Annotated in this window: 9 protein-coding genes and 1 pseudogene; 3 read left to right on the top strand and 7 right to left on the bottom strand. The window is 70.0% G+C overall.

What is annotated here, in order from left to right; all coding sequences use genetic code 11:
* Positions 1-531, top strand: a pseudogene (locus C4313_RS04200) (hypothetical protein); the annotation flags it as partial.
* A 53-nt stretch (positions 532-584) separates the two neighbouring features.
* On the opposite strand, the gene C4313_RS04195 reads toward C4313_RS04200, so the two are convergent.
* The 5 genes from C4313_RS04195 to C4313_RS04175 all read right to left on the bottom strand — a co-directional run bounded on the left by C4313_RS04195 (position 585) and on the right by C4313_RS04175 (position 8,610).
* Positions 585-2,282 carry an ABC transporter substrate-binding protein gene (locus C4313_RS04195; RefSeq protein ID WP_352428622.1) on the bottom strand — a complete coding sequence of 566 codons (1,698 nt, stop codon included), beginning with the start codon at positions 2,280-2,282 and terminating at the stop codon, positions 585-587.
* 99 nt (positions 2,283-2,381) lie between these two features.
* Complete coding sequence (gene thrC / locus C4313_RS04190; protein ID WP_352428621.1) at positions 2,382-4,004, bottom strand: threonine synthase; 1,623 nt, start codon at positions 4,002-4,004, stop codon at positions 2,382-2,384.
* A gap of 5 nt (positions 4,005-4,009) precedes the next feature.
* A complete protein-coding gene (gene mtnA, locus C4313_RS04185; RefSeq protein ID WP_352428620.1) occupies positions 4,010-5,056 on the bottom strand; it encodes an S-methyl-5-thioribose-1-phosphate isomerase in 1,047 nt (348 codons plus the stop codon).
* A 67-nt stretch (positions 5,057-5,123) separates the two neighbouring features.
* Entirely contained in the window at positions 5,124-7,754 is a 2,631-nt protein-coding gene (locus C4313_RS04180) for a CBS domain-containing protein (RefSeq protein WP_352428619.1), read from the bottom strand.
* 109 nt (positions 7,755-7,863) lie between these two features.
* Positions 7,864-8,610, bottom strand: coding sequence for an ABC transporter permease (locus C4313_RS04175; protein WP_352428618.1), 747 nt, complete (start codon positions 8,608-8,610; stop codon positions 7,864-7,866).
* 123 nt (positions 8,611-8,733) lie between these two features.
* Between C4313_RS04175 and C4313_RS04170 the strand changes: the two genes are divergently transcribed.
* Entirely contained in the window at positions 8,734-8,889 is a 156-nt protein-coding gene (locus C4313_RS04170; protein ID WP_352428617.1) for a hypothetical protein, read from the top strand.
* A 24-nt stretch (positions 8,890-8,913) separates the two neighbouring features.
* The gene (locus C4313_RS04165; RefSeq protein WP_352428616.1) at positions 8,914-9,501 is read left to right on the top strand and encodes a hypothetical protein; all 588 of its coding nucleotides are present in this window, start codon (positions 8,914-8,916) and stop codon (positions 9,499-9,501) included.
* On the opposite strand, the gene C4313_RS04160 is transcribed toward C4313_RS04165, so the two are convergent.
* Both C4313_RS04160 and C4313_RS04155 read right to left on the bottom strand, forming a co-directional pair.
* Positions 9,447-10,598 carry a glycosyltransferase gene (locus C4313_RS04160; protein WP_352428615.1) on the bottom strand — a complete coding sequence of 384 codons (1,152 nt, stop codon included), beginning with the start codon at positions 10,596-10,598 and terminating at the stop codon, positions 9,447-9,449. The genes C4313_RS04165 and C4313_RS04160 overlap by 55 nt on opposite strands.
* 86 nt (positions 10,599-10,684) lie before the next feature.
* Positions 10,685-11,401, bottom strand: coding sequence for a DedA family protein (locus C4313_RS04155; protein WP_352428614.1), 717 nt, complete (start codon positions 11,399-11,401; stop codon positions 10,685-10,687).
* Positions 11,402-11,449 lie beyond the last annotated feature (48 nt).

Below are 11,449 nucleotides of genomic sequence, written 5' to 3'. Positions count from 1 at the left end.
CTCTGGCTCCTGGTCGGCCCGGGCCCCCTGGTCCCCCGACCGGCGCCCACGCCCCCCCCCACGCCCGCGGCGCCGGCCCGTCCCTCGCCGACCCCCTCCCCCCTGTGGCCACCCACACCATCTCCGCCCCCGTTGCGGCTCCCTGGGTCCACGCCTTCCCCGTCCCCCTCCCCTTCCCCGGCTCCCTCCCCCTCTCCGACCCCGGCCCGGGCGGGGTGCCCGGATCCGAACGCCCAACTGGAAGCCCCCCTGCCGGGGGCGGTGATCACCTCGACGGTGACCGTGCTCGGCACGGCCACCCACCCGGCCTTCCAGTTTTATAAGGTGGAAATCAACGGGCCCTACACCGGAGACCAGTGGGGCACCCTGGGGGAGGTGGTGCGGGAGCCGGTGCGCCATGGCCCTCTGTGGACCTTCGACCCGCGCCCGTTCATGGCGCAGCCCGGCCGCTACCGGCTGCGGGTGGTGGTGGTGGACACGGCGGCTCGGGAGGCCGCCTCCTGCGAGGTGACGGTGGTGATCCCACCATAGGTGGAAAAAAGGGGCCCGCCCAAAAGGCGGGCCCCCAAGCGGGCCGGGTGGCTTCACTTCTGGGCGTTCAGGAAGGCCCCGAAGAAGGCGTTGAAATACTCAAAGGTCCCGGTGCGGCCCTTGTGGTTGGGGTCCTTAGCGTCCCACTGGGCCTTGAAGGTAGCCACCACGTCGTTGGCATCCAGCTCGGCGCCGTTGTGGAACTTCACCCCCTTGCGGAGGTAGAAGGTCCACACGGTGAGGTCGGGGCTGGCCTCGTAGCGCTCCGCCAGGGCGGGGACCACCTCCACGCCGCCCACCTTGTAGTCCAGAAGCGGCTCGTAGATCTGGACGCAGGCCCGGAAGGTCTCGCCGTCGGTCTCATCGGCGCACCACAGGGCGATGGGCTCTGCGTTCTGCATCCAGACCAACTCATCCTTCCCGGGATTCATCACCGAGAAGCGCTCGTTGTTGAGGGGGCTGGCGTGGGCGCCCTGGACCGTGGCCTTGAAGGCGGCGGCGGAGACGCCGTGGGCCAGCGGGACCATGGGGACGTGCCGCTTGATCAGCTCGTTGACCTTATCATAGTGCTTCTGGCGCTCGACGGGGTCGCTCAGGCGGGCCGCCGCCCGGATCTCCTCCACCAGGTCGGGGAAGAGGTTCCCGAACTGTTTGTTGGCCTCGTTGGCGAAGTGGTAGTCATAGAAGTTGGTGGCGTCGGGGTAATCGGCTAGCCAGCCCAGCAGATACATCGCCTCGTTGCCCTTCGCCACCGAGTCCAGGAAGGCCCCGGACTCCATCACGTTGATCTTGACCCGGATGCCGACCTCGGCCAATTGGGCCTGGATGTCCTGGGCCACCTTGCCCGGGAGCGGGAGATAGCCGCGCACCACGTCCCGGTAGGAGAGGGTGATGTCGAAGCCGTTCGGGTAGCCGGCCTCGGCCAGGAGCTTCTTGGCCTGCGCCGGGTTATAGTCATACCACTTCAAGCCCTCGGTGTAGCCCGGCTTGAGGGCGGGCGGGACGAACTGCTCGGCCACCATCGAGCCGGCGGGGTAGAAGTTCTTCACCAGCCGCTCGCGGTCGATGGCCATGGCGATGGCCTGGCGGACTTTTTCGTTGTCCAGCGGCGGCTTGGTGTTGTTCAGGCCCAGATAGGCGATGTTCAGCGGCGGGCGGATGTAGAGCCGGAGGTTGGGATCCTTCTGGATGGCGGCGAAGTCCTCCGGGTTGGGGTTGTCGATGCCGTCCACGGTGCCGGCCTGCAGTTCCAACAGGCGCGCCGCGGCCTCCTTGGACCAACGGAAGATCAGGGTCTTGGCCTTGGCCTTCTCGCCCCAGTAATTGGGGTTGGCCTCGAAGATGATCCGGTCGCCCCGGATCCACTCCTTGACCTTGTAGGGCCCGGTCCCGTTGGGCTTCTCGCTCATCTTCACGGTGTCGCCGCCCATCGCGTCCAGGTAGTCCTTGTCCTGGATGGCGAAGGCGGCGAAGGCCACCTTGGAGGGGAAGGCGGGATCCGGGTGGCAGAGGGTGAAGCGGACTGTGTATTGGTCGACGGCCTCGATGGCCTTGAACTCCCCACCGTAGTTACAATCGGGCGCCTCCACCTTCATCGGCCGGAAGGCCGGCGTGGGGGTGGCGGGAGGCGGCGTGGGGCTTGGGGGCGGAACGGTGGCCGTCGGGGTGGGCGTGGCCCCGGGCGCGCAGGCGGCCAGCGCCAGGGCGAGCAGGAGCATGAAGCGGATCGGAACCCAACCTTTATACGCCATGGCTTCTCCTCCTTTCGGCTTCCGGTTCCATCGGAGGTCCACGGGCGGCCTCAGTATACGCGCGCCCCGCCTTCCGGTCAACCCGGCCTCCGCGGCGTTTCAGGGCCCGGGGGCCGGGCCGTGCAGGGCGGCCAGGAGGTCCTCGATCAGGTTCTCGTCGGTGAAGGTCCCTTTCTCCATGATGGCCGAAGCCTGCCGGCGCAGACGCTCCTGCTCCTCCGGGCTGAGGCTCCGGGCGGTGATCACCAGGACCGGGATGCGGCGCAGGCCCTCGTCGGCCTTCAGGGCCTCCAACACGGCGAAGCCGTCCATGCCGGGCATCATCAGGTCCAGGAAGATCACGTCGGGGGGCTGACGCCGGATCCGCTCCAGGGCCTCGTCGCCCCGGTAGGCTTCCTCGATGTAGAAAGCCCCCCGCGCCTGGAGGATGCGCCGGATCAGTCGCACCGCGTCCGGGTCGTCGTCCACGATCAGCACCCGCCGGCTGCGGGGATCCAGTTGGTCCAGGGCAGCCATGAACCCCTCGGAGGGAGCGGTGGGGGCCTCCAGGGCGTGGAACCACGCCTCCCCCAGGGCGAACTTCTCCACGGGGAAGGTGTGGCCCGAGGCGTTGATGACCACGGTCTCCTCAGGCCGGATGCGCCCGGCGGCGATCCATTTGAAAGCGCCGGCGAAGGCGGCGGCGGCGGCCGGCTCCATGGAGAGCCCCTCCATCTTGGCGAGCAGGTGCATGGCCCGGTAGGCCTCCTCGTCGCTCACCGTCTCCATCGCCCCACCGGTCTCCAGGACGATCCGGCGCAACACCGGGTAGGCGGGCCCTGGATCCCCGGTGGCCAGGGTGGCGATGCGGGTGCGCGGGCTGGTCACCACCTGGGCCCGCTCCAGGCCCTGTCGGAAGGAGGCCACGATGGGAGCGCAACCCTCGGCTTGCACGATGCCGATGCGAGGGATGCGGTTGACCAGGCCCATGGCCTTCAGTTCCTGGAAGCCCTTGTAGACCCCGATGGGGCCCATCCCCCCGCTGACCGCCTGGATATACCAGTCGGGGGCCCGCCAGCCCAGCTGCTCGGCGATCTCAAAGGCCAGGGTCTTCATGCTCTCCCGGGCCGCTAGACTCCGGATCCCCCGATCCAGGAACAGGCCCCGACGCTCGGCGAACTGGGCGGCCACCTGCTTGGTCTGGTCATACGTGCCGGTGACCTTGGTGACCTCCGCCCCGTAAAGGGCCACCTCCCGCATCTTATCGGCCGGGGCCGAACTGACCAGGAAGGCCCACAACTGGATCCCGGCCCGGGCGCAATAGGCGGCGTAGGAGATGGCCACGTTGCCCGTGGAGGCCACCACCATCTCCCGCAACCCGGCCTCCCGGGCCACGGAGATGGCCAGGGAGGCTTGGCGGTCTTTGAAGGAGCCGGTGGGGTTCTGGCGCTCGTCTTTGATATACAGGCGGGGGCGCCCCAGCATCAGCCCCAGGTTCTCCGCCCGCAGCAGGGGGGTCCCCCCCTCGTCCATGGTGACGATAGAGATGTCCTCCCGCACCGGGAGGAGCTCCCGATACCGCCACATGGTGAACGGGCGCGCCCCGAGCCCTCGATCCCACTGCCGCCGGACCGCGGGGAGGTCGTAGGCCACGTCCAACCAATCCCCGCCACAACGGGGGCAACGGACCTCGAAGCGGAGGTAAGGCCAACGGTGGCCGCAGGCGGGGCAGCACAGCCACATCCCCTTCAGCCTCCCGGCTCCAGGCCCAGCGCCCGACGGATGTGCAGGTCGAAGGGCGGGTAGAGGATGCCCTTCTCCGTGACGATCCCGGTGATGTAGCGGGCCGGGGTCACATCGAAGGCGGGGTTGGCCGCCCGCGCACCCCGGGGAGCGATGGGGACGCCTTCGATCTCCAGGACCTCCCGCTCGTCCCGCTCCTCGATGGGGATGGCATCGCCGTTGGGAGTGTGGGGATCGATGGTAGAGGTGGGGGCGACCACGTAGAAGGGAACGCCGTGCTCCCGGGCCAGGACGGCCAGGGTGTAGGTGCCGACCTTGTTGGCCACATCGCCGTTGGCGGCGATGCGGTCGGCCCCCACCAGGACCAACTGGACCTTCCCCTTGCGCATGAAATAGCCCGCGGCGCCGTCGGCGATGACCGTGAAGGGGATGCCCAGTTGGAGCAGTTCCCACGCGGTCAGGCGGGCGCCCTGCAGCCGCGGCCGCGTTTCGTCCACCAGGACGTGGATCCGCTTGCCCTGCTCATGGGCGGTGCGGATCACCCCCAGGGCGGTGCCGTAATCCACGGTGGCCAGGGCGCCGGTGTTGCAGTGATGCAAGATGGTATCCCCGTCCCGGATAAGGGCGGCGCCGAACTGCCCCATGCGGCGGTTGGTCTCCACGTCCTCCTCAGCGATGCGGATCGCCTCCGCCACCAGGGCCTCTCGGAGGGCGTGAGGATCCTCCAGGGCTTCATCGACGGCCCGGCGCAGCATGCGGTCCACCGCCCAGAAGAGGTTGACCGCGGTGGGTCGGGCGCCCTTCAGGAGGCGGGCCGCCGCCTCCAGGTCCTGCCGCAATTGCTCGTGGTCGGCCGCCGGGCTGCGCAGGGCCGCCAGGGCCATCCCAAAGGCCGCAGCGGCCCCAATGGCCGGAGCCCCCCGAACGGCCATGGTCCGGATGGCCTCGGCGACCTCCTCCGGCGTGTGGCATTCCAGGAAGACCAGTTCGTGCGGGAGGCGCCGCTGATCGATCAGGCGGAGCGCCCCGTCCCGCCACTCGACGCTGCGCATCGTCGGATCCGGCCTCCTTACGTTCAGATGGTCGACCAGGAAATTATACCGGGACCCGGGGGCTCCCTCACCCGCCCCCCAGGCGCTCCCGGACGAAGGCGATCTCCTCCTCCCAGGTATACAGTCGACCGTCCAGCCGGGCCGCCCGCAGCTCCCGCAGCAGCCGGCCCACCAGCGGCCCGGGGGGAACCCCCAGCGCCAGGAGGTCCTCGCCCCGCAAGATCGGCCGGACCTCCCGCCACTCTTGGGCATAGCGGTGGAGGTGATCTCGGGCGCGCCCCGGCGGCGCGGCCAGCCAGACCACAAAGAGGGCTACCAGGGGGTAAACCTCCAGCGCGGCGGCGACCGCGCTGGGCGGGAGGGGCTCCGCCCAGCGACCCAGTTCCCCCTGGAGGGCATGCACGGCCCGCAGGACCTCGGCCTCGCGGGCTGGGAACCGCAGGCGCTGGATCCATCGCTCCAGCGCTTCCCGTTCCAGGCGATAGGCCATCAGCCCCCAGCCGGCCAGCACCGTCCAGCGCTCGACAGGGATCTCCCCCCTCACCCGCCAGGTCCCCTCCTGCAAGGCGGCCCGCAGCGCCCGGAAGCGGTCGGCCAGCCACTCGTCGGCGCGGAGGCCGGGCACCACGAAGGGGAGCGCCCCCCATTCCTCCAGGCGGGCCAGGATCCGCTCCGGCTCCGCCTCGGCCAGGATCAGCTCCATCTCGTGGCGGATCCGCTCCCCGCTGACCCGGGCCAGCAGATCCACCGCGTGGGCGATGCGCTCCTCCGTGCGGGGCTCCACCCGGAACCCCAGGCGGACCTCCAGGCGCGCGGCCCGCAGGATGCGGGTGGGGTCCTCCACGAAACTCAGCGAATGGAGGATCCGGATCCAGCCCCGCTGCAGATCCTGCAGGCCGCCATAGAAATCCAGGAGCTCCCCGAAGCGATCGGGGTTGAGGCAGACGGCCAGGGTGTTGATGGTGAAATCCCGCCGGTAGAGGTCCTGCTTGATGGAACTGGGCTCGACCTGGGGCAGCGCCGTGGGGTGGGCGTAGAACTCGCGGCGGGCGGTGACGAAATCGATGGCCCGCAGCGGCGGCTGGGCCGTCGGGCCAACGGGCCCGACGGGGGTCTGGATGATCACCCCCTCCAGCAGCCACTTGGCCGTCCCGAACCGGCGATGGGCCACCACCCGCCCCCCATGCCGCGCCTGCAGCGCGTCGGCCAGGGCGATGGCGTCCCCCTCCACCACGATGTCCACGTCGACGATGGGATGGCCGAGGATGAGATCGCGGACCAGCCCGCCGACGAAGTAGGCGTTGAACCCCATCCCCTGGGCGGTCGCCCCGATCTCCCGCACCAGGACCAGCCACGGGGGCGGGAGGGCCGCCTCCATCGCCGAGGCCACCTGCAGGCGCGGGCGGATCTTCAGGCGCTCCCCCCAGAGCTTGATCAGATCGGTCCGGGTGACGATCCCGATCACCTCCCCGCCCTCGACGACGGGAATCTGCCCCCACCCGGTCTCGATCATCAGACGCTGGACCTTCTCCACTGGATCGGTGGGGGCGACCGCCACCTCTCCCGGCTCCATCACCCGCTCCACCGGCTGCCCGCCCAGCCCGTGTTGCAGGGCGCGGTCCACCGCCCGCCGGGTCAGCAGCCCTACCACATGACCATCCCGGACCACCGGGAAGCCCTCGTGACCGGTCCGCTGCATCTCCTTGGCCGCCTCGACGACGGGGAGGTCGGGGGGGAGGACCCGCACCCCGCGGGACATGATCTCGGCGACGGTGACCGCGGGGCGGACGTGGCGGGGGAGGACGCGGAGGAGCTCCTCCCGGATCTCGGCCAGGGGACGGCCCCGGATCACCGCAGCAGCCGCCCGGGCGTGGCCACCGCCGCCGAAATGGGCGGCGACGGCGCCGGCGTCGATGTCGTCGGTGGTGCTGCGACAGACCATCTGCACGTGGCCGTCGAACTCGACCAGGACGAAGAGGGCCGCCGGCTCAAAGAGGTCCCGCAGCCGGTGGGCCACGCTGGAGACCTCTTCCATGAACCCGTCGGCCCGGGCTGCGGCGATCACCACCGAATGGCCTGCGATCTCCAGCGTCTCCGCGGAAGCCAAAAGGCGCTCGTGCAGCCGCCGCTGCGCCTCGGAGAGGGGATGATGGAGAAACTCACTGAGCAGGGCCAGGTTGGCCCCCCGCTCCACCAGCCAGGCGGCCGCCCGCAGGTCCCGCGGGGTGGTGGAGGGGTAGGTCAGGGAGCCGGTGTCCTCATAGATCCCAAGGAGGAGGAAAGTGGCCTCCACCCAGGTGAGGGCGACGCCGCGCTCCGCCAGCCCCTCCACCAGCAGGGTGGTGGTCGCCCCCACCGGCTCCCCGTAATACGTCCAGCCCGGCGGGAGATCCCGGGCCAGCGGATGGTGATCGATGATGCGCACCGCGGTCTGCGGGGTGAGGCCCCGCACCGTGGCCATCGTTTGGGCGTCCACCAGGATCACCTGGACCACCGGCCGGCGGATGAGATCCTCGGCCCGCAGGAACGGGAGCTGGTCCCCATAGAGGTTGAGGAAGGCCCGCACGTTGCGGTTGACCCGCCGGGGCAGGACCGGGATGGCCCCCGGGTAAAGCCGGGCCGCCGCCAGTTGGGCGGCGACGGCGTCGAAGTCGGCGTTCTCATGGGTGAGGATCAGGGTCAGCCCCTCTTCGGCCATCGGAGTGGACCTCGGGCGCGGGCCGGGACAGGTTGGATCCGCTGGAGCGGCCTCTTCCTCAACAGAAGTTTAACGCGATGGGAGGGGGCGCAAAAGGCGCGGGGAGCCCTCATGCGCCCACGAACAGCCACCGGCACCAGCGGCGCTCCAGGGCATCCACCACCAGATACAGGGCCAGGCCCAGCCCGCTCATGAGGACGATCCCCCCATACATGGCCGGGTAATCGAAGAAGGTGCTGGCCTGGATGTAGATGTAATAGCCGAGCCCGTAGCGGGTGGCCAGCAGCTCGCTCAGATACAGGACGGCGACGGCGGTGCCGATGCTCTGGCGCACCGCCGTAAGGATGGCCGGCAGGGAGGCGGGCAGGTAGACGAACCGGAAGAGGGCCCGACGGCCGGCCCCCAGGCTGCGCACCGAGAGGACCAGTTCCGGGCGGATGCCCGCTGCCGCGTCCCGGACCAGCACCAGGATCTGGAAGAACAGGATCAGGGAGATCAACAGGATCTTGGCCGCGTCCCCCACCCCGAAGAACAGGATCAGGACAGGGACCAGCACCACCTTGGGGATGGGGTACAGCAGATAGAGAAAGGGGGAGACCAGGCGGTGGAGGCGAGGGCTGAGGCCCAGGAGCAGTCCGAGGGGCGCGGCGGTGACGATGGAGAGGAGGATGCTGACCAACACCCGGCCGGCGCTGGCCAGCAGATGCCACGCCAATTCCCCCTGCAGCCCCCGCCACAACGCGGCGCCCACGGCCCATGGGGTGGGCAGGATGGGCCGTTGCACCGCCAGCGCCAGGACATGCCAGATCCCCAACAGGACCACGACAGCGAACAGCACCTCGCCCCGCCGCGGCATCGCGATCGCTCCGATCGGTCCCTCAGATCCGGGGAGGCCCTGCCTTCCCCATCCCCACGGTTTATCATAATAGCGCGCTCGGGCGCGCCGAGGCTGGCGCGCGATGCCACGCAAGGGGGACCCATGCCCCGTCGTTCCCGTGGGATGTCCCGTCAGCAGACGATCTTCGTGATCCTGGCGATCCTGGCCGTGCTGAGCCTGATCCTGACCAGCCTGCTCACCACGGCCCCCCCGCCGCCGCCTACGCCCACGCCGATGGGCCTCCCCCTTCCGGGTTGATCCGGACGGACCGGAGCCACGGAGATGGGGCCGCTGGCCTGGCTGGCGTGGGCGACGATGGCGGTCGGCTACTGGGCCCCCTGGATCGATGGGGGTGCCGCTGGGTTGACCTTCTCCGGCTTCGACCTTGTTCCTTTCTTGGTGTTCTTCCAGCGGGCGGGCTATGGGCCTCTGGTGCGGGAACGCCTCTGGGCTCCCGTCTGGGCCCTCGCCGGGGGCCTGGCCCTGCTGGTCTTGGAAGGGGAATGGCCCTCGCGGCGCGGGCTCCGGTGGGTCCTCTTCGTGCTGGCGGCGCTGGCGCCCCTGATCTCATGGCCGCCCTACCCGGAACTGCTCCATCCGCTGAGCGTGGAGGGCCGCGGGGGGTTCTTGGGCGGCCTGATGGCGATGGGGGGGATCCTCACCCTGCCCCTCTGGCCTTCCGCCTGGCGGCGGCGCCTCGCCCTCGCCCTCCCGTGGGGGGTGCTGGGGCTCACCGGCCCGGAACTGGTCCAGACCTGGCGGCTGTGGACGGCCCATCTGGGCCTGAGCCCGGCCCTCGGCTGGGGGCTCCCCCTCTACACGGTGGGGCTGGCACTTTGGCTGCAGGCTTGGCGGAGGACTTCCCGATAGACGGCCTCCACCCCCTCCACCATCCGCTCCACCGGGAACTGGGTCCGCACCCGCTCCCGGCCCCGGGCCGCCCGCTCCCGGGCCAGGGCCGGCTGCCGCACGATCTCCCGAATCGCCGCCGCCAGGGCCTGGGGATCCCCTGGGGGAACCACCCACCCCGCCTCCCCGACCACCCATGTGGTCCCGGTGCCCACCTCGGTGGTGACCACCGGCAGACCCGCGGCCATGGCCTCCAGCAACACCGTGCCGAAGGCCTCCGCCCGCGCGGTGGCAGGAAGGACGAAGAGATCGGCCGCATGGTAGAGGGCCGGCAGCCGGGCGTCCGGCACCTCGCCCAGGAAGTGCACACGGTGGCCAAGCCCCAGCGCCTGGGCCAGCCGGCGCCACGGACCCTCCATGGGCCCCGTCCCGACGATCACGGCGTGGACTTCCGGCAGCGCCGGGAGGGCCTGGAGCAGCACCTCCAGGCCTTTGTAATACCGGAGCCGGCCCACGAAGAGCACGTGGGGCCGCCCCGGCTCCCCGCACCACGCCGCGCGGAGGGCCTTCGCCTCCTCGGGGGACACCTCGGCGAAGCGGGAGACCTCGATCCCCAGGGGGACCACACGGCATTTCTCCCGGAAAGGGCGCAGGTGCGGCGAGGTCTCCAGGTAGACGGGGCTGGTGACCAGGATGCAGGCCACCCGATCCAGGACGCGATACAACAGCGGGCGATAGAGGCGCCCGCTCCGCCGCTGGCGGACGATGTCGCTGTGATAGGTGAGGACGGCCGGCGCCGTGGTCCCGCTGAGGAGATAAGCGAGCTCAGCAGGCGGATAGGGGTGATGGAGATGGATCAGGTCGCACTCCCGGAGCAGCCGGCGCGCGTGGAGAAAGAACGAGGGGCTTAAGGGGGTAGAGGCGATGGTCACCCAGCGCCCCGCTTTGAGGATGCGCAGGTTCCCCGACCGCTCCTCCACCGTCCTCCCGTGGGGGGCGGTCACCAGGACCACCACCTCCATCCCCGCGCGGGCCTGGGCCTCGGCCAGGGCCCGGATGTGGTTCTCGATCCCCCCGAGGACCGGGAAGTAGTCTTTGTAAAGATGGAGGATCCGCATCCTGTCAGGGGGAGGGATCGGCCATCGCCTCTTCATAGCGGGCAAGGAAACATTTTAACGCCGAGCCGCATTTTTTGACGATTTCTTCAACGATGGGACCCCAGAGAGACGGCGTCGTGGTCGCACTCCGCCGGCGGATCGGCCTCGCTGACGGCGGGCGTCCATTCCGCCGGGCCCTCTCGGAAGTGGCGGAGATGGCGGTAGACGTAGTAGGCCAGGCCCGCGAACAGGGCGACGGCGATGGGGAGGTCGAAGGGCCGCATCAGCCGGCGCAGTTCCTCCCAATGCTGGCCGAAGGCGTACCCGCCGGCGGCCAGGCCGGCGCACCAGAGGAACGATCCGGTGAAGGTGAGGACGGTGAAGGGCAGCAGCGGGACCCGGGTTACCCCGGCGGGGAACGAAATGAAGGTGCGCACGATGGGCAGCAGCCGCGAGAGGAAGACGGCCCACATCCCCCACCGGGCGAACCATCGGTCCGCCTGGTCCAGGTCGCGGGGGTGGATGAGCAGATAGCGTCCGTAACGGAAGAGGAAGGGTCTGCCACCGAAGGCCCCGAGCCCGTAGGAGAGCAGCGAGCCCAGGGTGCACCCCAGCCCTCCGTAGAACCCGCCCTCCAGGATGGCCTGGAGGAGGGTGCCGCCCCGTGCCTGCACCAGCATCCAGCCGGCCAACGGCATGGTCACCTCGCTGGGGATGGGGATGTTGGCGCTCTCCAGGGCCATGATCCCCACCACCCCAGCCCAGCCCATCGCCTGGAAGAGCCCCTCCAGGAAGTGCACCAGTTGCTGCTCCAGGGCCTCCATCGATCCTCCGTCCACCAGGATGCCTTCATTGTAGCCCGGATCGCCTTT

Origin of the sequence: Thermoflexus sp., assembly GCF_040289485.1 — a bacterium.
GTDB lineage: Bacteria > Chloroflexota > Anaerolineae > Thermoflexales > Thermoflexaceae > Thermoflexus.
This window is presented reverse-complemented; position numbering and strand designations above follow the sequence as displayed.